This window comes from Planococcus sp. VCh962 (genome assembly GCF_057748275.1).
Genome location: NZ_JBYLHS010000008.1, coordinates 21326 through 44238, shown reverse-complemented (window position 1 = coordinate 44238; position 22913 = coordinate 21326). Strand labels below are relative to the sequence as shown.

General features: G+C 43.9%; 27 protein-coding genes. 22 read left to right on the top strand and 5 right to left on the bottom strand.

Features of this window, described 5'->3' with window-relative positions; translation table 11 throughout:
- The first annotated feature begins 25 nt into the window (after positions 1–25).
- From hisC to AC3AQ9_RS17300, 3 genes are all read left to right on the top strand, one after another.
- Positions 26–1135 (top strand): histidinol-phosphate transaminase, encoded by a 1110-nt coding sequence (gene hisC, locus AC3AQ9_RS17310; protein ID WP_488308729.1) that lies wholly within the window; start codon positions 26–28, stop codon positions 1133–1135.
- Between the two features lie 152 nt (positions 1136–1287).
- Positions 1288–2199, top strand: a complete 912-nt coding sequence (locus AC3AQ9_RS17305) for an NAD(P)/FAD-dependent oxidoreductase (RefSeq protein ID WP_488308728.1) — start codon at positions 1288–1290, stop codon at positions 2197–2199.
- 101 nt (positions 2200–2300) lie between these two features.
- Positions 2301–2801 carry a hypothetical protein gene (locus AC3AQ9_RS17300; RefSeq protein ID WP_488308727.1) on the top strand — a complete coding sequence of 167 codons (501 nt, stop codon included), beginning with the start codon at positions 2301–2303 and terminating at the stop codon, positions 2799–2801.
- 33 nt (positions 2802–2834) lie between these two features.
- Here AC3AQ9_RS17300 and AC3AQ9_RS17295 read toward each other — a convergent pair whose 3' ends face one another.
- Positions 2835–3572 carry a YwaF family protein gene (locus AC3AQ9_RS17295; protein ID WP_488308726.1) on the bottom strand — a complete coding sequence of 246 codons (738 nt, stop codon included), beginning with the start codon at positions 3570–3572 and terminating at the stop codon, positions 2835–2837.
- A gap of 150 nt (positions 3573–3722) precedes the next feature.
- Between AC3AQ9_RS17295 and AC3AQ9_RS17290 the strand changes: the two genes are divergently transcribed.
- The 15 genes from AC3AQ9_RS17290 to hxlA all read left to right on the top strand — a co-directional run bounded on the left by AC3AQ9_RS17290 (position 3723) and on the right by hxlA (position 15530).
- Entirely contained in the window at positions 3723–4022 is a 300-nt protein-coding gene (locus AC3AQ9_RS17290) for a hypothetical protein (protein WP_488308725.1), read from the top strand.
- 63 nt (positions 4023–4085) lie between these two features.
- Positions 4086–4298 (top strand): hypothetical protein, encoded by a 213-nt coding sequence (locus tag AC3AQ9_RS17285; RefSeq protein WP_488308724.1) that lies wholly within the window; start codon positions 4086–4088, stop codon positions 4296–4298.
- Complete coding sequence (locus AC3AQ9_RS17280) at positions 4262–4630, top strand: nuclear transport factor 2 family protein (RefSeq protein ID WP_488308723.1); 369 nt, start codon at positions 4262–4264, stop codon at positions 4628–4630. The genes AC3AQ9_RS17285 and AC3AQ9_RS17280 overlap by 37 nt, the downstream gene beginning before the upstream one ends.
- 145 nt (positions 4631–4775) lie before the next feature.
- Complete coding sequence (locus AC3AQ9_RS17275) at positions 4776–5780, top strand: LacI family DNA-binding transcriptional regulator (protein ID WP_488308722.1); 1005 nt, start codon at positions 4776–4778, stop codon at positions 5778–5780.
- Between the two features lie 23 nt (positions 5781–5803).
- Positions 5804–6760, top strand: coding sequence for a sugar kinase (locus tag AC3AQ9_RS17270; RefSeq protein ID WP_488308721.1), 957 nt, complete (start codon positions 5804–5806; stop codon positions 6758–6760).
- Positions 6761–6773: 13 nt separating this feature from the next.
- Positions 6774–7319, top strand: a complete 546-nt coding sequence (gene hxlB / locus AC3AQ9_RS17265; protein WP_488308720.1) for a 6-phospho-3-hexuloisomerase — start codon at positions 6774–6776, stop codon at positions 7317–7319.
- Between the two features lie 10 nt (positions 7320–7329).
- Entirely contained in the window at positions 7330–8340 is a 1011-nt protein-coding gene (gene allD / locus AC3AQ9_RS17260; protein WP_488308719.1) for an ureidoglycolate dehydrogenase, read from the top strand.
- Positions 8341–8391: 51 nt separating this feature from the next.
- Positions 8392–9396, top strand: a complete 1005-nt coding sequence (locus AC3AQ9_RS17255; RefSeq protein WP_488308718.1) for a TRAP transporter substrate-binding protein — start codon at positions 8392–8394, stop codon at positions 9394–9396.
- Positions 9397–9464: 68 nt separating this feature from the next.
- Positions 9465–9962 (top strand): TRAP transporter small permease, encoded by a 498-nt coding sequence (locus AC3AQ9_RS17250; RefSeq protein WP_488308717.1) that lies wholly within the window; start codon positions 9465–9467, stop codon positions 9960–9962.
- On the top strand, positions 9959–11233 hold the full coding sequence (locus AC3AQ9_RS17245; protein WP_488308809.1) for a TRAP transporter large permease: 1275 nt from the start codon (positions 9959–9961) through the stop codon (positions 11231–11233). Before AC3AQ9_RS17250 ends, AC3AQ9_RS17245 begins: the two co-directional genes overlap by 4 nt.
- A gap of 11 nt (positions 11234–11244) precedes the next feature.
- Positions 11245–12264, top strand: a complete 1020-nt coding sequence (locus tag AC3AQ9_RS17240) for a zinc-binding alcohol dehydrogenase family protein (protein WP_488308716.1) — start codon at positions 11245–11247, stop codon at positions 12262–12264.
- A 12-nt stretch (positions 12265–12276) separates the two neighbouring features.
- Entirely contained in the window at positions 12277–12897 is a 621-nt protein-coding gene (locus tag AC3AQ9_RS17235) for a bifunctional 2-keto-4-hydroxyglutarate aldolase/2-keto-3-deoxy-6-phosphogluconate aldolase (RefSeq protein WP_488308715.1), read from the top strand.
- A gap of 13 nt (positions 12898–12910) precedes the next feature.
- Positions 12911–13969: a mannonate dehydratase gene (uxuA, locus tag AC3AQ9_RS17230; RefSeq protein WP_488308714.1), complete on the top strand. Its 1059-nt coding sequence runs from the start codon at positions 12911–12913 to the stop codon at positions 13967–13969.
- 11 nt (positions 13970–13980) lie between these two features.
- Positions 13981–14817 carry an SDR family oxidoreductase gene (locus tag AC3AQ9_RS17225; protein WP_488308713.1) on the top strand — a complete coding sequence of 279 codons (837 nt, stop codon included), beginning with the start codon at positions 13981–13983 and terminating at the stop codon, positions 14815–14817.
- Between the two features lie 86 nt (positions 14818–14903).
- On the top strand, positions 14904–15530 hold the full coding sequence (gene hxlA, locus AC3AQ9_RS17220) for a 3-hexulose-6-phosphate synthase (RefSeq protein ID WP_488308712.1): 627 nt from the start codon (positions 14904–14906) through the stop codon (positions 15528–15530).
- Between the two features lie 91 nt (positions 15531–15621).
- Here hxlA and AC3AQ9_RS17215 read toward each other — a convergent pair whose 3' ends face one another.
- Genes AC3AQ9_RS17215 through AC3AQ9_RS17205 form a run of 3 tightly spaced genes read right to left on the bottom strand, consistent with a single transcriptional unit; the run spans position 15622 to position 18042 of the window.
- Complete coding sequence (locus AC3AQ9_RS17215) at positions 15622–16194, bottom strand: 5' nucleotidase, NT5C type (RefSeq protein ID WP_488308711.1); 573 nt, start codon at positions 16192–16194, stop codon at positions 15622–15624.
- 2 nt (positions 16195–16196) lie between these two features.
- Entirely contained in the window at positions 16197–17294 is a 1098-nt protein-coding gene (gene ribD, locus AC3AQ9_RS17210) for a bifunctional diaminohydroxyphosphoribosylaminopyrimidine deaminase/5-amino-6-(5-phosphoribosylamino)uracil reductase RibD (protein ID WP_488308710.1), read from the bottom strand.
- Positions 17281–18042, bottom strand: coding sequence for a GTP cyclohydrolase II (locus tag AC3AQ9_RS17205; protein ID WP_488308709.1), 762 nt, complete (start codon positions 18040–18042; stop codon positions 17281–17283). The genes ribD and AC3AQ9_RS17205 overlap by 14 nt, the downstream gene beginning before the upstream one ends.
- A 275-nt stretch (positions 18043–18317) precedes the next feature.
- Here AC3AQ9_RS17205 and AC3AQ9_RS17200 point away from each other — a divergent pair, with 275 nt between their 5' ends.
- The 3 genes from AC3AQ9_RS17200 (at position 18318) to AC3AQ9_RS17190 (ending at position 20358) form a co-directional block, all read left to right on the top strand.
- Positions 18318–18818 (top strand): ferritin, encoded by a 501-nt coding sequence (locus AC3AQ9_RS17200; protein ID WP_488308708.1) that lies wholly within the window; start codon positions 18318–18320, stop codon positions 18816–18818.
- 62 nt (positions 18819–18880) lie between these two features.
- Positions 18881–19612 (top strand): ABC transporter ATP-binding protein, encoded by a 732-nt coding sequence (locus AC3AQ9_RS17195; RefSeq protein WP_488308707.1) that lies wholly within the window; start codon positions 18881–18883, stop codon positions 19610–19612.
- Positions 19609–20358 carry an ABC transporter permease gene (locus AC3AQ9_RS17190; protein WP_488308706.1) on the top strand — a complete coding sequence of 250 codons (750 nt, stop codon included), beginning with the start codon at positions 19609–19611 and terminating at the stop codon, positions 20356–20358. The genes AC3AQ9_RS17195 and AC3AQ9_RS17190 overlap by 4 nt, the downstream gene beginning before the upstream one ends.
- Before the next feature lie 32 nt (positions 20359–20390).
- On the opposite strand, the gene AC3AQ9_RS17185 is transcribed toward AC3AQ9_RS17190, so the two are convergent.
- On the bottom strand, positions 20391–21455 hold the full coding sequence (locus AC3AQ9_RS17185) for a saccharopine dehydrogenase family protein (RefSeq protein WP_488308705.1): 1065 nt from the start codon (positions 21453–21455) through the stop codon (positions 20391–20393).
- 197 nt (positions 21456–21652) lie between these two features.
- On the opposite strand from AC3AQ9_RS17185, the gene AC3AQ9_RS17180 reads away from it, so the two are divergent.
- Positions 21653–22651 carry a S8 family peptidase gene (locus tag AC3AQ9_RS17180; protein ID WP_488308808.1) on the top strand — a complete coding sequence of 333 codons (999 nt, stop codon included), beginning with the start codon at positions 21653–21655 and terminating at the stop codon, positions 22649–22651.
- Positions 22652–22913 lie beyond the last annotated feature (262 nt).

Genomic DNA, 22913 nt, shown 5'->3' with positions numbered 1-22913 from the left:
AAACGAACCTGTTGGAGGGACTATTATGGGAAACAATAAAAATATTCAACCACGCAAGACTTTAGATACGATCCAACCTTATTCTCCAGGCAAGCCGATTTGGGAAGTGCAAAAGGAATTAGGATTGGACCGCGTCATTAAATTAGCGTCCAATGAGAATCCGCTTGGGCCTTCTCCAAAAGCAGTAGCGGCCATTCAAGCCAGCTTAGCTGAATTGAACCGCTATCCCGATGCGGACACAACTAATTTAAAAGAAGCGATTTCTTCTGTATATAATGTAACCCCACAGCAAGTGATTGCGACAAACGGCGCTGACGAATTGATTACGCTGGTTTCTGAAGCATTCTTGGAACAGGGGGATGAAATCATCGTCCCATCTCCGTCTTTCAGCGAATATGATTTCGGAGCCCATATCATGGGGGCGACGGTTGTCCCAGTGCCATTTGCAGAAAACTTTCAATTTGATGTAGATGCCATCATTGCGGCAGTCACTGAAAAAACGAAAATCCTTTATATTTGTACGCCAAACAATCCGACCGGGACAATCATCTCGCAAGCAGACATCGAAAAATTGCTGAAATCTGTTTCGGACGTATTAATCGTTGTCGACGGTGCATACAGCCATTTTGCTGATGCGCCTGAATACACCAATGGCATTGAATTTGTGAAAGCAGGCTATCCGGTTGTAGTGCTGCAGACTTTTTCAAAAATCTATGGAATTGCAGGAATCCGGGTAGGCTTTGGCATAGCGCCGGAATCGATCATTCAGTCCATCTTGAAAGTGAAAGAACCATTTAACGTCAATGCATTGGCGCAAGCAGCTGCAACTGCTGCGATTACAGACGTGGAACACGTCCGCGCATCCCAAGAAGCCAATAAAGCTGGTCGGGAGCAATTATATAAAGCCTTTAAAGAACTTGGCTTAAACTATACGGAGAGCATGGCGAATTTTGTGCTTGTTCATATAGGGCCAGAAGGCGAAAAAATCTACAAGGCCTTAATGGCGAAAGGTGTCATTGTCCGCTACGGAAAAACTTGGGGGCTGCCGGAATATATCCGGGTGACTGTCGGAACGCCGGAAGAAAACGAATTCTTTATCGAAGTTCTGACAGGGCTATTAGCTAAACAAGTATAAAAAAGAGCTGCTTCCAGAAATGGAAGCAGCTCTTTTGTTTTAAAAGCCAGTGTGTCTTTATTGACCGAATTCCCGCCTATTAAAAGCGTTTACTATATTGATGAATCGGGAAGATTTAGGGAAAAACCTACTAAATGAAGGATGGATTTATTATGCGATATGACTGCGCTATTATCGGAGGCGGACCAGCTGGGTTGAATGCGGCATTGGTGCTTGGAAGGTCAAGAAGAAATGTGATTCTGTTTGATGACGACAGTGGCCGGAATTTAGTGACCAGGGAATCCCATGGGTTTATTACACGGGATGGAATTAAGCCAGCTGAATTCAAACGCTTGGCGCACGAAGACATTGCAAAATACGATTCCGTTGAGATAAAGGAAGATCGGGTAATGACCATTAATCGCGTCACGGAAACCCATTATGAATTAACCACTTCGGGCGGAAAGACATATCACAGCATCAAAATCATTTTGGCGACCGGCTTAAAAGAGCAGCAGCCGAATATTCCGGATATTGAAAAGTTTTACGGCACTTCTTTGTTCAGCTGCCCGTATTGTGATGGATGGGAGTTGCGTGATCAGCCACTGGCGGTCATCGCAGATAAAAGCGTCTTCGAGCTGGCGAAGAAAGTCTATACATGGAGCCGGGATTTAGTTGTTTTCACAAACGGGGAAGGGCGGCTCGAGCTCGAAGATCGAGATAAGCTGATTGCCAAAGGAATCAAAGTCCGTGAAGATATTATAGATGGGCTGGAAGGTGAAAATGGGCAGTTACGCAGCGTTAGGCTTGAGGATGGTACATTAATTGACCGGGTAGGCGGATTTGTCACACCTCTCTGGAACCATGCTGCCAACTTTGGCAAAGAGTTAGGCTGTGAAGAAAACCAGTATGGCGGCATTAAAACCGATGAATATGGCCGCACCAATGTATGGAATGTGTATGCCGCAGGAGATGCTGCACTTATTGTCCCGGCACAAGTAGTCATTGCAGCGGGTGAAGGAAGTGCAGCGGCAATCGGCGTCAATGGTGACTTAACGAACGAATACTTTGATGCCGAAGAATAAAGTGAAGCTGCATTTCGTGATGGATTCTTTTGGCTATAATAGCGTGAGAGTAAAAGGCTGCCTATACGGCAGTCTCAGACTGTAGACAAAGTGTGCTTGAAATGAATAAGACGGTATCATCCCCAACCGGTCCGGCCACTTCGCTTTCCGTGGGCACGGCTTCAGCCGCTTCACTTGCTCCTGCGATTACTCGTCGCAAATTGAAAAAACATTCACTGCGTTCGCTCCAGGGTCTTCAGCTCGTGTCGCTTCGCTGCTCCCACAGGAGTCTCGTGGCCGGACCAGTTGGGGGTGTCGCGTTGCTTCCAAGAATCCCTTCCAGCCAGGATGCCGCTATTCCGGTAAGTGAGGAAAAGCGGCATCCGGTGTTCACTTCACGCCAGTTTCCGCAGCGGAAACCGGCGAAAGGCAAAGATGTGCTCCTGCATCGCTGCGCTAGCTTCGTCGCAAACGAATGGTGCAAAATTACTTTTGCACCATTCGCTTCCTGCGGGATAGTGAAGTGCCGAAATCCACTCGGGCGCCAGCCCGCGGAAAGCGTCCGGTTGAAGCGCAGGAACCGAGGGGAGGAGCTTGTTTTTGATCGTTATTCACTTGATTGAACGTATATTCTTTTGTCTACAAGCTCAGGCTGCCTATATGGCAGCCTTTTTAGATTGCTGGATTAAAAATTTTCTCCAAAGAAAATACTGTCCTAAAAACAGCAGAAGCGCAGTAAATCCTAGGTTTAGATAATACCAGATTCCACTGCCGAAGAAATTTAGCGGTGTTGTAGCTTTAGGCAATTGGGAAAGATATAAATAATTGGAGCCGGTAAGTGGATTGATGACAAAGCCGATTACCATTGCATAAAGGACAAGCAAGGAATACACCATAAAAACGGAACGAAGTGTGATGGAGGATGGCTTCCGTAGCGCTAAAAACAAGCAAGCCCAAGGGATGGTCATATGATGTATAAAAAATTTCCAGAATCGGTAATGTTGAAAGTCATAAGGGAGATCGGGAGTAATGAGTGTTAGAAAAGCTGGGAAAATGCCAATGAAAAAGGAAATTTGAATCCATGTACGGTGCAGCGTCAAAAGCCCGATCATTGCGGTAATGGATGCCATGCCGCATAAATGGAGAGGGATGTGTTTGCTGAAAGTCCAAATGCCATTTGAAATTGCCCAAGTTTGATAAGAGATTTCGGAAACAAGCAGCAGCACAAACAAGGTCCAGCGCAGCTGTGAAAAGAACGAAGCGGATTCACGGAGCTGTTTTTTCCTGACGATTAGGAAAATAAGTCCGGAAAGGGCTATCGCAAGCATGATCAAATGGCTTATAGAAAAAGGATGAAAGATTGAAGTAGACGTGGCTCCGAACCAGTTGTCCATATAGATCCCCCTTATATAAGTGGCTGTTATATGGAAATTGTAGCACTTGATCAGTTTTATCGTCTAACTTTTTGTGAGTATTAAACCTTTGCTTGTTGAATTGGAAATAAGTTAAACTTTATGCAACCGTAAGACAGGAGGCGGATAGCTATGGAACGCGATAATTTATTGTCCTCTATCACTTATATCAACACAGAACGTTCAATCGAAGCGGGTGAGATGAAGATCATCCATACAGAGTACAGTCTCCAGTTATATGAAGACACCCTGGTCGCTTCCACTACCAATTACCATTTGGAGAATGTTTGGGATATTTCATATAAAACGTTCTCCGAGGATGCTAATTTACTATATCTGCATACGCACCATGGCGTAGTGACATATAAAGTTTACGAAGATCCCGGCCGCTTCGTAACAAGCTTTAAAAAATTAAAAAATACCAATTACTGAAGAAGACAGACCTATAATCTGTCTTTTTTTGTGGTAAAATCTAGGGGAAAGGGGGCTGGATGAATGGATAATGATTACGCAATTGGTTGGGGGACGCTGGCATTGATTAATGCAGGCATTGCACAAGGGAAAAATTGGAGCGGGCTCAACTGGTTTTTGTTGTCTCTATTGATGGGCCCGTTTGCTACCCTGGTGCTGGTTGTTTTTGAAAAATTATCGTTTGAAGGGAGCCGATCAACATGGCAGAAACCATCGAGACAGCAGATGCCTGGGTAGATAAAGTAAATGCTAAAGATGTTGAAGGCGTGCTTGAAGTCTCGGACCATAATATTGAATTAATGGGTCCGATGGGCTCGGCAAGCGGCCATGAAACGTTGAGACAGTGGGCTGAAGAGTCTGGAATCCATTTGACCACGGTGACGCGGTACGTTAAAGATAAAAAAGTGGTGTACGAACAAGAAGGCACTTGGGATGATCAAAACGGCAAAATTACCGTCTATACTTTTATGGAAGTCAGGAACGGTAAAGTAGCAAGGATTTCGCGCTACGATTCTTTGGATGATGCATTTGCCGACAGTGGATTGAATGAGGAAGACAAAATTGAATAATTATTATCAAATGGTTCTTTCCTTTATAAGGTGAGAACTTTTTTTTATTTTAAATTTTTAGAATTTAGTATTGATTTAGAAAAGATCTTCAATTATACTTTCACTAAACCGGTATACTAAACCGATTTAGCCAAGAGGTGCTGGAATGAAAAAGACAACAATGAAAGATGTAGCGGAACGAGCCCAAGTATCAAAGAGCACGGTTTCCCAATATATCAATAGCCGTTTTGAGTATATGGCATTGCCGACAAAATTGAGAATTGAACAAGCAATTAAAGAGCTTGGATATATTCCAAACTATGCAGCGAAAGGTTTGAAGCAAAAAAAATCAGCCACTATAGGAGTAATAGTGGCTAATATCCTCCATACATTTTCAACTGAAATTATAAGAGCAATAGAAGATGTATGTGAAAAAAATGGTTTTCATTTATTTGTTTGCAATGCGGATGATCAACCTGAAAAGGAACGGGCATATATTGACATGCTGCGTGCCAAGCAAGTGGATGGATTAATCATTTTTCCGATAAATGGTAATGATGATTTGTATGAGCAGTTAAAAGCCGAGGGATTTCCAATTGTTTTTGTCGACAGAAAGATAAATCAATCGATTTTCCCGACACTTTTGCTCAATAATGAAAGCGCTTCAGAAATGGCGGTTACGTTATTGGCTAAGAAAGGGCATGAAAAAATAGGACTTGTCTCTACTTCTATTGCCAAAAAAGTAACTCCGCGGATTGAACGCATCAACGGCTTTAAAAAAACAATGGAGCAGAATGGCCTTACGGTCAAAGACGAATGGATAGTTGCAGAAGCAAGAGAACAAATTGGAGAAATGTTGGAAAACATTTGGGAAAGCAGCGACAGGCCAAGTGCTTTTTTTGCTACAAATGATTTGGCTTTGATTGAATTATTAAGATTTATTAAAAGCAATCATTTATCAGTTCCAAAAGACGTGGGAGTTATTTCTATCGATGATTCACCTTTCCTGGAAATTGCCACTACACCTATTACAGTAATTAAACAACCGACGTTCCAGATTGGAAAGGATGCTGCAACTATCCTGTTGGAGCTAATTAAAAACAAATTATTTGAAGAAAGTTACCAAGAACAAAGATATCCACCTGTTTTAGTTCAACGGGAATCCATTTAAAGCAAAAGAGGAGTTGTAGTGAATTGTCTACAGGTTTTGGTGTTTTGACCATAGGGGATGCGATGATCACAATGAATCCAAGCACGACTGGACCTTTGAGATACGTAACTCAATTCGAGAGGAAAGTTGGAGGCGCAGAAATGAATTTTGCCATAGGCTGCGCAAGGCTTGGATTAAATAGTAAGTGGATCAGCCGTTTGGGAGAAGATGAATTTGGCCGGGTCATATACAACTTTGCACGCGGCGAGGGAATAGATGTTTCCGCAGTCGAATTTGTTAGAAGTGTACCGACTTCAATAAACTTTAAGGAAATACACGAAGGTGGAGCTGGCAAAACATATTATTACAGAAACCCTTCACCAGTCACCACGCTGAAGGTCGAAGATATCCGCGAAGAACTATTTGAAGACATTCAAGTGGTGCATCTTACGGGTGTTTATCTGGCTATTAGTAAGCAGCACCTTTTGATAGCAAAGAAAATAATCAGAATTGCCAAGAAAAAAGGCATTCTTGTTTCATTCGATCCGAATATACGGCTAAAGCTATGGACAATTGAAGAAGCCAGAGCAGCATACGATTCCATCTTTCCGGAAGTCGATATTTTATTGACAGGGTTAGAGGAAATTCAAATGATTTCCGGTAAAGAATCGATGGAAGATTTAATTTCCTATATTGAAGGATTCGGTATAAGGGATTTTGTCATTAAAGATGGCCCGAATGGTTCAAGATTATTCCGTGATAAGAAGTGGACAATTGCTGAAGGTTTTTCTGTAAAGCCTGTCGATACAGTAGGTGCTGGAGATGGATTTGATGCCGGGTATATATATGGCATTTTAAATAACTTTGAATCCGAAGAGTTGCTGCGTTTCGCAAATGGCGTTGGAGCCTTGGTGACAACGGTTTCTGGAGACAACGAAGGGCTTCCTTACCTGGAAGAAGTACATGGTTTTATAGGAAACACAAAAGTTGTGGAAAGATAAGGGGAATTTGCAGATGGAAACTCCTTTCCTTGTTTTGAAAGAGATGGAACAAGTAATAACTGGAATTAACGAAGAGCAATACAAACATTTTGTAGATATACTTCAAAAAGATTCCCGCTACTTTGTTTTTGGTGAAGGACGTTCCGGTTTAATCGGAAAGGCAATTGCCATGCGTTTGATGCACTGTGGAAAAGTTGTTCATGTAGTAGGTGAAACGACCACACCATCAATTCAAAATGGCGACATTCTTTTAATCATTTCAGGTTCAGGGAGTTCTTTGCAGTTAACAGGACTTTGCCAAAATGCCTCAAAACAAGGTGCCCGCATCGTTTTAGTGACAACGAACAAAGCAAAACTTAAAGAAGAATGGTGCACTAGCGGGCTGGTAATTCCAGCGGCCACTAAGAACCGTGGTGAAGGAGAGCCCTCTACCATCCAGCCTCTTGGAAATCAGTTTGATCAGGCGGTCCATCTTGTGCTGGATGCTGCAATAATAGATGGTCCTTATATAGAACAAACTCATGACACCTTGAGAAAAAATCATACAAATTTAGAATAGGAGGGATTAGGTGCCCGCTGTAACGGTTTCCCATCAAGAAGTGAAAGAGTTGATCAAGAATAAGCTGGCTGGTGCCGGGATAAGCAAAGAACATGCCGGAAAAGTGGCAGATATCCTTATACATGCAGATTTACGGGGAGTCAATTCGCATGGTGCCCTCCGTACAGAACATTATATAAACCGGTTAAAGGCGGGAGGAATTAATCCCAATCCTAACATTTTATTTAAAGCTACCGGCCCTGTTACAGGGATTGTCGATGGCGATGACGGGTTCGGCCATTTAGTTGGAGATACTGCCATGGACCAGGCTATAGAAATGGCTAAAGAAAACGGCGTTGGCATGGTTACAGCGATGAACAGCAGCCATTGCGGAGCCCTTAGTTATTTTGTCCAAAAAGCTGCTAAACAAAATTTAATAGGAATCGCCATGACTCATACCGATAAGATAATGGTTCCGTTTGGCGGAAAAGAACCATTTCTCGGAACGAATCCCATTGCCTACGGAATTCCAGCAAAAGACGAGAAACCTTTTATCTTAGATATGGCCACCTCAAACGTAGCTTTAGGAAAGATTTTGCAGCATAAAGAAGAAGGCAGGAGCATCCCGGAAGGATGGGGAGTGGACGAGACAGGGAGTTATGTAACCGACCCATCAAAAGTGGTTTCACTGACTCCATTTGGTGGCCCCAAGGGATATGGACTGGCTATGATTGTAGACATTTTCTCTGGATTGCTCGCTGGGATGTCCTTCGGCCCCCACATCAATCAAATGTATGGAGATCTGGATAAGAAAAGAAAATTAGGCCATTATTTCTGTGTCATCAACCCATCTTTTTTTACAGAGCTGGATACATTTTTAGAACAAATGGACCAAATGATGAAAGAAGTGCGGGAAATTCCGCCGGCAGCAGGTTTTTCCAGAGTGTTTGTCCCGGGGGAAATCGAGCAGAAGAATGAAGAACATAATTTAATTGAAGGCATTAAGATTGCTTCAACAACGTATGATTACTTGAAAACGTAAGCTTTCAAGAAATGATAAAGCAAAAAACTAAAAACAAAGGGGAGAATAATCATGAAGAAGAAGTGGTTAACAGGAATTTTTGCGTCAGTTTTGGTTTTAGGGGCATGCGGTTCAGATAATGCAAGCGAAGGCGGAGGCGGTTCAGAGTCAGGCGAAACGATTGAATGGCGTTTTGGCCATTTGGCCGATGAAAATCATATTTGGCATCAAACAGCGCTGAAATTTGAAGAGTTGGTAGAAGCAAATTCAGATGGACAAATGGAAATCACGATTTATCCAAACAACTCGCTTGGCGGGGAGACTGATACGATCAACTCTATCCAGGCAGGAACAGCAGACATGGTTATTTCAGGTGAAACTTTGCAAAACTGGGCACCCAACGCAGCTTTAATGGCAGTTCCTTATGCTTTCCGTGATTTGGAACATGTAAAATCTGTAGTTGAAGGCGAAATTGGCGAACAAATTAAACAGGAAATCAGCGACGAAGCAGGATTAACTGCCCTTTACTACCATACGCGTGCGCCACGGAACTTGACGTCAAACGAGCCGATCAAATCTCCAGCAGATCTTAAAGGATTCAGCATGCGGGTACCGAACGTTCCATTGTTTTTGGATGTTTGGCAAGCTGCAGGAGCATCTCCACAAGTAATGGATTTCAACGAAGTGTTCACGGGCTTGCAGCAAGGGGTTATTGATGGCCAGGAAAATCCAGTAGACTTGATCCAAAGCGGAGGCTTGGCAGAAGTTCAGGATTACGTGAACCGTACAGAACATGTTTATTCTTGGATTTATATTCTTGTAGGAAACGAGCAATACAATGCACTTTCTGATGAATTGAAGCAAGTCGTTCAAGATGCTGCTGCAGAAGCACAGACCTTGGGTGATGAATTGTATGAATCTGAGATTTCTAAAATTGAACAGGAATTGGTTGATGCAGGAATGGAATTCGTCGATGTTGACCAGGATGCTTTCCGTGAATCAATGACTCCTGCGGTTGAAGCTTCTTTATCTCCGGAACAATTGGAATTGTATGAACAGATTCTAGCTGTTGAATAATATGTGTGCTAGGCACTTTTGGCTTCACGGCCAAATGTGCCTTTCCATTAGGGAAGGAATGAACTCAGATGTCGATGTTTCGGAAATTGATTGACCGTACACTCGCGTTTTTAACAATTACCAGCTTTGCCGGCGTTATTATCATTGTCACAATCCAAATTATTTCACGTTTTGCTCCCTTTTCGTTCATTTGGACGGAAGAATTGACACGTTATCTTTTCCTGTATGGCATCAGCTTTGGAGCTCCCTTAGCTTTGATGCGAAATGAGTTCATTAACGTCGACATGATTCTTAATAAAATGCCGGATAATTTCCGAAGATACTATGAAGTGGTCATATACTTGACAATTATTTTAATAAGTCTGGTTATGGTGAGAGAAGGTTATAATTTCACTATGCTCGGTGAAAACCAGAGATCGGCAACCATGCCATTCCAAATGTCGGTAGTGCATGCGTCGTTGCTGATCATGGCTGTTTTTTTAGTATTCTATGCCGTCTTGAAAATTATCGATCTATTGAAAAATAAGCAGGATTATAGCCAGAATTACGGAGGCGATGACTACTGATGGCTACTCTATTATTTGTATCTTTTATTGTACTTATCTTTTTGGGAGTCCCGGTGGCTTTCAGCTTAGGGCTCGCATCTTTGCTTTACCTTTTCCTGGCCGAAATCCCTCTCAATATTATTCCGCAGCGGATGTTCGGCGGATTGAATTCATTTGTTCTTCTTTGTATTCCTGGATTCATCCTTGCAGGTAACTTGATGAACGCAGGTGGAATCACAGAACGAATCATTAAATTTGCCAACGATTTATTCGGCCATATCCGTGGGGGTCTTGGTCTTGCGAATGTCGGGGCTTCTATGGGATTCGCAGGAATTTCGGGAACGGCGCTTGCGGATACAGCGAGTATTGGTTCTATCCTGATTCCTGCTATGAAAAAAGAAGGCTATGGTGCAGGGTTCTCGGCAGCTGTTACAGCTTCTTCTTCAACGGTAGGGCCAATCATCCCTCCTTCTCTGCCGATGATCATTGTAGGTACACTAGCCTCCTTATCCATCGGAGATTTGTTTTTAGCCGGTGCGGTTCCAGGGATTTTACTGGGTCTTGGCTTGATGATTCCAACTTATTTTATCTCAGTTAAGCGGAATTATCCGAAAGGCGAGCGCCAATCGGTAAAAACAATCTGGAATAGTTTCACGGGCGCCTTCTGGGCAATCTTAATGACTTTCATCATTCTTTATGGAATTTTAGGCGGCTTTTTCACACCGACTGAAGCTTCTATTATTGCTGTATTATATGCATTTGTTATCGGTATTTTTGTTTATAAAGAGCTGCCGATTAAAAAAATTCCAGAAATCATGCTGTCTTCCATGACTGCGACGGCTTCCATTATGCTGCTTGTCGGATTTGCGAATTTGTTTGGTTGGATTATGGTGCGTGAGCAGATTCCACAGCTAGTGGCAGAATCCATTTTGGGTATTTCGACGAATGCTATCATTGTTATCATATTAATCAATATACTCCTGTTGTTTGTCGGGACGTTCATGGAAACAATTGCCGCTCTGGTCATTTTGTTCCCGGTACTGCTTCCGGTCGCCATAACAGTCGGCATGGATCCAATCCAGTTTGGTGTCATGATGGTCTTGAACCTGGTTATTGGTCTGGTGACCCCTCCGGTCGGTGTCTGTCTTTTTGTCGCTTCCCAAATTGGAAAAGTGTCCATTGGAAAAACTGCGAGAGAACTTCTTCCATTTTTAGGAGTAAGCTTAGTAGTGTTGATGATGGTTGCCTTTATCCCGCAAATTACATTATTCTTGCCAAGTCTATTTGAATAGGTGGTTATAAAATGAAATCAGTCCAAATTCCTAACGCACATGAATTGCGGATAATTGAACAAGAACGTCCATCAATACGGAAAGCTGATGAAGTTTTAGTGAAGATTAAACGTGTGGGAATCTGTGGTTCGGATATGCATATCTATCACGGAACAAATCCGCTGGCTACTTATCCTCGGATAGTGGGTCATGAAGTGGCCGGTGAAGTAATTGAAACAGGCAGCTCAGTTACGAGCGTGCGTGCAGGCGATCATGTAGTCATTGAACCGATCAATTATTGTGGCGAGTGCTACGCTTGCCGTAAAGGACGTCCCAATGTTTGCGAAAAACTGTCCGTCTTTGGAGTTCATGAGGATGGTGGCATGCGCGAATACGCTGTACTCCCTGAAAAACAATTGCATTCGGTAAACAAGGATTTAAGCTGGGATGAAATCGTTTTAGCAGAACCTTATACAATCGGTGCACAAGCTGTATGGCGCGGCAATGTCGAAGCTGGTGATACTGTATTGATTCAGGGTTGCGGACCTATTGGCATTTGCATTTTAAAATTGGCGAAAATTGCTGGAGCGACCGTCTATATGAGCGATTTAAGCGAAGAAAGAATGGCTTTTGCAAAAGAAAGCGGGGCGGATGGAGTGGTCAATGCCGGCAAAGAATCTGTGAAAGAACGTATTTTGGAGCTGACAAAAGGAGAAGGCCCGAATGTGGTCATCGATGCGGTAGGCATGCCAGCTACTGTCGAACTGAGCATTGACTTGGTATCGCCTGCTGGATATGTAGTCGTTCTAGGATTTGACGAACGGCCATCTTCTATTCCGCAATTGCCAATTACAAAAAAAGAAATCACGATTGTCGGTTCAAGACTCCAAACAAACCAGTTTGGCAAAGTAGTGGATTTATTGAACAGTGGAGAGCTGAAATCCGAAGGGCTTACTACACATCAATTTGCACTTGATGATGTACAGGAAGCTTTTACATTTGTTGAAAACAACCCAGACAAAGTGCGCAAAGCATTGATTGTCTTCGATTAAGGAGCGGCATATATGATCCCTAAAATGGAAGTTTATCAACAATTATTGGAATCCAAAATCGTTGCAGTTATCAGAGGCAAAGATGCTGAAGAAGCGATAACAGTGGCAAAAGCGGCTGTAGCAGGAGGACTTAAAGCCATCGAATTAACTTATACAACTCCAGATGTTGCTCAAGTGTTTAAGGAGATGGGCAATTCGGAAGCATTGATTGGAGCGGGTACGGTCCTGGATGCAGAAACAGCGCGACATGCCTTACTACATGGAGCACAATTTGTTGTCAGCCCCCACTTTGACCCGGCAATTGCAACAATCTGCAACCGCTACAGCGTCCCTTATTTGCCCGGCTGCATGACCATTAAAGAAATGGTTCAGGCTTCGGAATGGGGATGCGACATTTTGAAGCTGTTCCCAGCCAACGGATTCAAACCTTCGTTCATAGGATCTGTCAATGGACCTTTGCCTAACGTACGGATTATGCCAACAGGCGGCATCAATATCAATAATATGAATGCCTGGCTGGATGCTGGTGCAGTGGCAGTGGGAATAGGCAGCGATTTGACGAAGACTTACCGTTCTTCAGGCAAAGAAGCTGTGATTCAATTAGTTAAAGATTATCTTGGCAAACTAGCGTAAAAGGAGGATTCTCATGAACATTACGTTTCGCTGGTACGGACGCGATAATGACAGTGTCCAGCTAGAACAGATCAAGCAAATTCCTGGAACGAAGGGGATTGTGTGGGCACTTCATCATAAGCCTGCTGGAGAAGTTTGGAGCAAAGCAGAAATCCAGTCAGAAGTTGAATATATCAAGTCGTTCGGTTTTCATGCAGACGTGGTAGAAAGCGTCAATGTGCATGAATCCATTAAACTCGGCAATTCAGAACGTGACCGCTATATTGAGAATTACAAAGAGACTATCCGCAATTTAGGGGAAGCAGGAGTGAAAGTTATCTGCTACAACTTTATGCCGATCTTTGATTGGACGCGGACTTCTCTTTACCACCCACTGCCAGACGGTTCGACGGCGCTGTTTTTTGAAAAGCAGAAAATTGAATCACTGGATCCGGTAGAATTGATCGAGACAGTGGCTTCTGCCTCTGATTTGACTTTGCCCGGCTGGGAACCGGAAAAAATGGCCCGTATTCAGGAATTATTTGCTGCTTACGAGGGCATGGACGAAGAGCAACTATGGAAAAATCTCGACTACTTCTTAAAAGCAATATTGCCGACAGCAGAAGCAAGCGGAATTCAAATGGCAATCCATCCGGATGATCCACCTTGGTCGATCTTCGGCTTGCCGCGTATCATGACGGGTGAAAAGAGTTGGGAAAAACTGCTGGATATTTCAGATTCTCCATCAAATGGCATCACGTTCTGTACCGGTTCGATGGGAGCAAACCCGGAAAACGACATGGTCGATTTAGCATCAAAATATGCTAAGCATTCCCCTTTTGCACATCTGCGCAATGTAAAAATATTTGAAAATGGGGATTTCATTGAAACCTCCCACTATACACAGGATGGTTCAATCGACTTGAACGGGGTCGTCAAAGAACTTTCCGCCCAGAATTATACAGGCTATGCACGTCCGGATCACGGCCGCCATATCTGGAATGAAGAATGCAGACCGGGTTATGGGCTATACGACCGGGCGCTCGGAATTATGTATCTCTTGGGGTTATGGGATGCACATCAATCGAAATAAAGGAGGACGCTATGTTTTCTTCTCATGAAAATCTTGCAGGACGAACAGCGGTCATTACTGGAGGAAGTGGAGTATTGTGCTCTGAGATGGCGCGCCAGCTGGCAGATCAAGGCGTAAAAGTTGCCATCTTGAACCGGACAGCCGAAAAAGGCCAAAGTGTGGCAGATGAGATCCGCACACAAGGCGGAGAAGCAATTGCGGTAGCAGCGGACGTTTTGGACCGCGCTTCATTGGAGCAGGCTAAAGAACAGGTGCTGGAAGCTTTTGGCCGTATCGACATCCTGATCAATGGCGCCGGTGGAAATCATCCGGACGCGATCACGGATATAGAAATACATGAAGACGAGTCGCAAGGGAAAAATTTCTTTGACTTGCAGGAAGATGGCTTTTCGCGTGTATTCGCCAGCAACTTCACGGGTTCTTTCTTGGCGAGCCAAGTATTTGGCAAGGAATTGCTGAAACAGGAAGCACCTGTGATTTTAAACATATCTTCTATGAGCGCATATTCGCCGATGACGAAAGTTCCCGCATACAGCGCAGCGAAATCAGCCATCAATAATTTCACAATGTGGATGGCTGTCCATTTTGCTGAACAGAACTTGCGCGTCAATGCCATTGCACCCGGATTCTTCCTGACGGCGCAGAACAAAGATCTGCTGACAAATCCTGACGGTTCGCTGACGCCGCGTTCCGGCAAAATTATGAACAGCACGCCGATGAAGCGTTTCGGAAAACCGGTGGAGCTGGTTGGCACGATGCTTTGGCTGCTTGATGAAAATTACTCAGGATTCGTTACAGGCATTACGGTGCCTGTAGACGGCGGATTCCTGGCATATTCAGGTGTATAAATAAAAAATGAACTCTATGAACTGCACCGAAATTGTTAGGCAACAGTCTAACAGTGAAAGTGCAGTTTTTTAATAGGAGGAAGACAGTGAAAATTCAACTTGCACTGGACCGGTTAACAAAAGAAGAGTGTAATCAAATTGTAGATGAAACTTTAGAGTTCATTGATTGGATTGAAGTGGGCACAGGTGTTATTAAGGAATATGGAATGAGCATCATCAAAGAAATGAAAGCAAAATACCCGGAAAAATTGCTTGTTGCTGATATGAAGACATGTGATGCCGGCCGTCATGAAGCGGAGCAGGCATTTAAAGCGGGAGCCGATATCATAACCGTCATGGGCTTTTCCAATAAGCAAACGATTCTCGATACTCTAGAAGTGGCGCATAGGTATAATAAAGAAGTGATGATCGATCTGCTGGAAATCAAAGGCACGGAAAGAGTAAAGGAAATAGCAGATTTAGGGGCAACCCTTTTTTGTCTGCACATTGGAAAAGACAGGCAGTCGCATGGTGAAACAGCAGGGGAAAGAGCTTTAGAACTTATTTCAGGTTTAAATTCCGTCAGGGTGGCTATTGCGGGAGGAATCGATGAGAAATCCATTCAGAATATAAGAAATAGCGGGATTGAAATAGCGATTGTTGGAAGCGCAATTACCAAAAGTGAAGACCCTCAGAAATCAGCGCAACAAGTTCACAAAGCTGCAAGAAATTGAAACTGCAGGTTTTCCCCGCGCATCTTCAAACTTGAGATCTTCAATTTCCTATAAGATTAAAAAGCCGGCCTTACATTTTAGGCCGGCTTGATTATTTCATTTCTTTCTGTATCAATTCCTGCAAATCCGCCCATTGTTTGATGCGTGGCAATTCCACATGGCGGTTGTAAGATTGATCTTTGACCATCACTTTCAGTGTTTCGCGTGACAATGTATCAACCACTGCAGGCTTGTCATCAAAATAATAATCGAGCTGCAATTCTTCGATGATATGCACTTTTTCGTCGTCTTTCATGCCGCAATAGAACCGCTCGTCACAGACAGGGAAGCCCTGCTGTTTTAGCCAGGCTTTCGTTTTTTCTGCATGTTTTGCTGGACGGGCCGTTATGTAGAAAATTTCATGGCCTTCCCGGTCAAGCTGTTGCAAAAGTTCAACGGCTCCCGGATAAGTAGGGCAGTCGGTATAATACAATTCATCCAAAACGCTGTTCCACATGACAGAGCCTTCTTCATCGCTCATATCAAAAAGTTCATGGATTTCTACGCGGTCAAGCGCATGAAAAAGATCAATGGCCACTTCTCGCCCTAGTTTCTTTTGATACAGCCGAAAAGCGAATTCACGTAAGTTGATCAATGTATCGTCAATATCAAATCCAAATTTCATCGTTAAACTCCTTTTTTCACCGGATAGCCGGTGAATTTAAAATCTTTCCCGATTTTGAAAAATTCTCCGTCTTCCAATTCAACCGCTTCTTTCATCAGTTCAAAGCCGGAACCTTCCAAAAAGGTTGGTGCATTTTTGCCACCGATTAATTTTGGTGCAAAATATAAAACCACTTTATCAATCAAACCATTTTCCAAAAATGCCGCATTGATTGTGCCTCCGCCTTCGATGAATAACGAAGAGATGGAGTGCTCGCCTAAAATGCGCACGACATCACGAACTTCCACCCGGGTTTCGCCATCAGTAACAAAAATCTTGACTCCTAAGGCTTCCAACGCGGTGCGTTTTTCCTGATCGTAATGTTTACTAGTGAAAATCCATGTTTCTGCCAGTCCGTCTGTTGCCAGTTTAGCATCAAGAGGCGTCCGAAGTGTAGAATCCAGGACAATGCGAAGGGGATTACGGCCGTTTGGGATGCGAGCCGTCAATTCCGGATCGTCTGCAATAACCGTGCCGACTCCAACGAGGATGGCCCGGTTTTCGCTGCGCAGCACATGGACGTCATGGCGAGCTTCTTCAGATGTGATCCATTTGCTGTCGAGTGTATGCGATGCAATTTTGCCGTCTAATGTAGCGGCTGCTTTTAATGTGACGAAAGGAAGTTGCGTAACAATATATTTATTGAAGACTTCGTTCATTCTTTTGGATTCTTCTTCCCGGATTCCGACAATCACTTCAATACCGGCGTCTTCCAGCATTTTTACGCCGTTTCCAGCGACAATCGGATTTGGGTCAAGCGTCGCGATGACTACTTTCCTAAGGCCTGCCTCAATAATAGCAGCTGCACAAGGGCCCGTGCGGCCGTGGTGGGAGCAAGGTTCCAATGTGACGTAAATCGTCCCTCCGCGTGCGGCATCTCCAGCCATGCGAAGTGCATGGATTTCTGCGTGCGGCTCACCAGCTTTCAAATGAGCGCCAATGCCAACAATGCGGTTGTCATTGACAATGACTGAGCCGACTAATGGATTAGGGTCTGTCTGGCCTTTCATGGTCCGTGCATTGTTCAGTGCCAAGTCCATATAAAATTCATGGTTTGACATGGAGTATATCCTCCTCGTCTTTTAAATGGCCTGAGCGGTTGATTTTTGTCTGCAAGTATTCTGAGTTGTACTCAGATGTATCTCCCCAAAGTGAAATGCGTCCGGCTATTTCGAGGTCTGAATTTTCCAGCGCTGTTATTTTTTTCGGATTATTAGTCATCAATGTAACCGGCTTTGTGCGCAGTGATTTCAATACCGCAATGGCATCTTCATAATTGCGTGAATCATCAACAAACCCAAGGCTTTCATTTGCTTCAACGGTATCATAGCCGTTTTCTTGGAGAACGTAAGCCATAGCTTTGCTGAACAACCCGATGCCCCGGCCTTCGTGGTTCGCTAAGTAAAAGAGTGCACCTGTTCCATGGTCGACAATCTGTTTCATCGATTGCTTCAATTGGAATCCGCAATCACATCGTTTGCTTCCGAAAATATCCCCGGTGTGGCAAATGGAGTGCATGCGGATCAAAGCTTCTTCGCTATTTTCAAAATCTCCGTATACCAAAACACTGGATTGCTGATACTCAGCCAAATTGGCTGAAGATAATTTTTCAATTATACTTTCGTAATCAGTGGTTACTTCGTCCTGTTTCAACCAGCTATACCACTGGAATACCACTGTTTCTCCATATAAGTTCACCGGCAGCCGGATGGGACCGACTACGTAAATCGCTTCATTATCTACTGTAATCAAGTTAATTTTATCTTTTAAAACGTCAAATACTTTCGGTTCAAGTTTAATTGATGTCATTTTTGTTCCCCCTATGTTAAGAGTTTCTTTAATACATGAAGTTATTATACTACAACCGGTTACTAATAGTAAGTAAATAGTTTGCAAGATAATCGAATATAAAGACCATTATCCATTAAACAATAATTATTATCAATTAAATGCAAAGACTAATGGTTTCTATTGATTTTAATTCTCAATTAAATATTAATATTCTCATGTGTTTTGCATTTAAAAAAGGGGTATGGTATAGTGTCTACATTAGAATGATTCTAAATAAGAAAGCGGAGGGATTTATGATGTTGCCACCAAAACTCACTTTGGCGTTAAATGATCAACTAAACAATGAATTACAAGCAGCTCATTCGTATACAGCGATGGCCGCGTATTTTTCGAAAAAAGGGTATCATGGATTTGCCAATTTTTATTTAGTGCAATCAAGAGAAGAACATGAACATGCAATGAGATTTTATAATTACTTAGTGACGATGGATGAAAAACCGGTATTGCAGGCATTAGCAGAACCGAAAAATGATTACGTCAACGCTATGGATGTTCTGCACAGTTCATTGGCCCAAGAAAAAGATGTGACCAGCAATATTTATGCATTGGTAACATTAGCTGACGAACTGCAGGAACATTCGACTTTGTCATTTCTCGACTGGTTTATCGAAGAACAAATGGAAGAAGAAAAAATGTTCCGTGACATCATCTCCCGCATGTCCCATATCGAAGAAGGCGGAGAATACTTCTTGAAAATGAACGATGATTTTGCAGCGCGCAAACTGGAAGAATGAGTAGTTTAAGACGGCACACGGCTGACTGTGTGCTGTTTTATTTTTAAAAGGAAGTGAAAGACATGATCATCCCATACAAACCAGCTATCCATTTTAATGATGTACATTATTCGGTTGGCGATATACATATTTTAAAAGGGATCACTGGATCTTTTCCGGAAAGCAAAATTACCACTTTGGTGGGGCCGTCCGGGGCTGGAAAAACAACTTTATTGAAATTATGCAATGGCTTATTGTCTCCGGATTCGGGAGAAATTTATATAAAAGACAAGCCGCTCGGCAATTATGAACCGGTGGAATTGCGCCGCCTTGTTGGAATGGCTTTGCAGGGAGCACCGATGGTCAATGGAACGGTTTATGACAATTTGAATTTGCCGCTGGAATTGCAGGGAGAAAAGCTGGCAGAAAAAGAAGCCTTGGCTTTACTGCATGATGTTGGCCTGGAGGAACAATTTCTAAACCGGAATGTAAAAGAATTATCTGGCGGCCAGCGCCAGAAAGTTTCAATAGCCCGTACACTTGTAAACAATCCGGAAGTGCTATTGCTTGATGAAATTACGTCGTCTTTGGACCGTACTTCTTTAAAGGAAATTGAAGAGCTGATTGCGAAAATCAACCAAAAGTATAAGACGACTATTATTTGGATTACACATAATCTCCAGCAAGCGCTGGAGATCGGCGACTATACATGGGTGATGATGGCCGGAGAAGTCATTGAAACCGGTGAAAGTGAATTGCTGAAAAATCCGGTCAATGACAAAGTTAAACGCTTCGTTAGGGGGGAAGCGGGATGAGCTATTTTGCTTTATCGCTGACGTTGATTTTTGTATTGATTCCGCTGGTATTATCTAAGACTTTTAATCTGGGACTCGAAAAAGACACGCTGATTGCCACTATCCGCTCCATCATCCAATTGCTGGCAGTCGGCTATGTATTGAAGTTCGTTTTCGACTCCGATAGCCTTGTCTATATTTTCCTGATGGTGACACTGATGATTGTCGCGGCTACGCACAACGCACAGAAAAAAGGGGCGGCCATACAAGGTATCGTTGTAAAGATTGCAGCAACGTTAGTGTTCGTGGAAATTCTGACGCAAAGCATTCTAATTGGCTTTAATATCACGCCTCCAACTGCCCAGTACATCATTCCGATCAGTGGGATGGTCATCGGGAACTCGATGGTGCTGTCGATCCTGTTTCTAAACCGCTTCACAGCAGAAGTAGAAGCAAATCAGGACCAAACTGAACTGATCTTGTCTCTTGGCGGAACGCCGAAACAAGCAATCCACCGACAATTGATCCAGTCGATCAAAGCCAGTATGATCCCCACCATTGAAAGCCAGAAGACCGTCGGGCTTGTCCAATTGCCCGGCATGATGAGTGGACAAATCATCGCAGGTGCTGATCCGATTCAAGCCGTGCAATTTCAATTGTTGATCATGTTCCTGTTGTTGACGACAGCCGCGGTGACAAGTATTTTTCTTGGATTCTTGTCTTATCCGACTTTGTTTAACCAGCGTATGCAATTCCTCAAAAGCTGACCTGAACTTTCAGGCCAGCTTTTTTCGTATCATTAAGAGGGAAAGAAAGTATCAACTTCGAATTTTCCCGACCCAGGCAATTCTTCAAGTAAAGAAGATCCAAACAATAGCGCCGGGGTGGAGCTGCCACTTTCATAGGCTCTTTCCAACAACCGACTGACAGCTTCAAGAGCCCCGTAAACAGTTAAGTCATAGACATTGGCAGTTTGTATTCGGGCTACTTTGATGATTCCAAATTCATTTCTTACCTCTCCCCAAATATAAGCAGGTGAGTTGGCGCGGAGGGTTTCGTCCGGCCCGCTGATGTTCCGTTCCACCCAACCTTTGAGTAAGTTTTGCAAAAAGGGAGATGCCAACAGCGGCTGCAGGCCAGCCATTAATCCGGCGCCGGCCGAAAGTGTTTTAGAAAACGGCACCCATGTCGAGATATTCGGTATTTCTGTGGTATAAAAAGCGGTTGCTACGTCTCCCCACGGAATGCCCATGGCAGGGCGTTGCCCTCTGCCGAAATCGATGGTCCTGCGCTGGCTGCCGAGCGGCACGGCTGTAAGTCCACCTTCTCTGCGCACGGCACTGCCGGAGCCGAGCCCTTGAATCATGGTTTTATAAGTTCCTGGGGAAATGCCGGAGTCCGATTCAAAACCAAGAGCAAGGTGGGTCGCATCAGGCATCAGCTCTTTTAGTTTCAGTGCTGTGCAATCTGTCGGAATGACGTCAAAACCGACGCCCGAGCAAAGAACAATCCCTGCTTTTTTTGCCCGCTCATGCTGGGCATGCGTATGTACGAACACCGGAATTTCTCCGGTAATGTCCATGTAATGAGCCTTGGCCGAAAGGCATCCTTCAATCATTGAGGCGCTCGTTTCACTGAAAGGACCGGCGCAATGCAGTACGGCATCGATCCCCGATAGATTATCTGCAATTTTTTCATCGATTGCAAAGACCCGCATTTCAAGATTCAATTCTTCCGCCAGAGGCTTGAGCTTCTGCGGATTTCGCCCGGCAAGTACCGGATTCATCCCGCGCTTTACCGCTTCGCGCGCAATCAGTTCACCTGTATAGCCATAAGCTCCATAAAGCAGCCAATTTTTCTTCATCAGATTTTCCTCCTCCACTAATTGATTCATTTTCCCACAATAAAAAGCAATTCGTTTCTCGCCATCTGTAGTATTAGTGAATATAGTGACATTTCTCCCCAGGAATTGCGAGCTTTTCGCCTAATGTTTCCTAAGAAACAAAAAGGGGCATGCTAATGATAAAAAGCGTCATTTTTTCAAAAGGAGGCGTACCGATTATGGACAACGTTCACTTAATCCCTTACCGTATCGAAGAAATTACCGTTGCGGCTGCACAGATTCCGCAAGGAGTGCAAATGATTCAGGCGCCAGCTGTCTGGGAGCAGGCAAGGCATGGCAGCGGCAATGTGCTTGCCATTTTGGATACGGGCTGCCAGCGTGACCATCCCGATTTGCAGGACCGGATTATTGGGGGCAGAAACTTTACGCCGGACTATGGCGGCGATACAGCGAATTTTGAAGACAATCATGGCCACGGCACCCATGTTGCAGGAACCGCAGCGGCGTCCTTGCGGCAGGAAGGCGGTATCGCAGGAGTTGCGCCTGAAGCGAAGCTGCTGGTCTTAAAAGTATTGAACAGCGAAGGAAGCGGAGATTATGCGGGGATTATCAACGGCATCAATTACGCAATCGATTGGGAAGGGCCAAATGGCGAAAAAACGAGTGTAATTTCCATGTCGCTTGGAGGCCCGGAAGATGTTCCGGAACTTTACAGAGCAGTGAAACGGGCGGTTGATTCGGGAATCCCCGTTGTATGCGCAGCAGGCAACGAAGGTGACGACAGTCCGGCGACGGATGAATATGCTTACCCGGGAGCATACGCAGAAGTGATTCAAGTAGGAGCGGTCGACTTTAACCGCAAGATTGCCCCCTTCAGCAACTCTAACGATGAAATTGACTTGGTTGCGCCGGGAGTTCGTATTTACTCCACATTTCTAGGCGGCAAATATGCTACGCTGTCAGGCACTTCAATGGCTACACCCCATGTGACAGGCGCTTTGGCTTTGGTCAAAAATATAGCAGAAGAAGAGTTTGCCAGAAAACTGACGGAAGCTGAACTTTATGCGCAGCTTGTGCGCCGGACGGTTCCGCTTGGCTATCCAAAAACTGCAGAAGGAAACGGGCTGCTTGCTTTGGATGCGCTGGAAAAATTTGAGCAGCTGTTCAAGCTGATGAATTCATTCAACAGTCCAGCAAATACAAGAGAAAACGGCTGACGGTTTTAGCGCTATATTTTGCTGTAACCGCTATGTCACCGAAAAAAATGATGGATGTTCAACGTGCAGTAATGGGAGGACTTGTTATATCCCACTTCTGCATCCCTGAATTCAAAATATCGTCCCTCTTGGTCTCCTGATTAAAGAGATCAAGAGTTTTTTATATGCAGGAATAACAGTAAGTCCTACCTAGAATCTGGTACTTTATACCACTTAATGGATGTTCTGTATTGACGCCCCACACCTTAAATGATTTAATTAT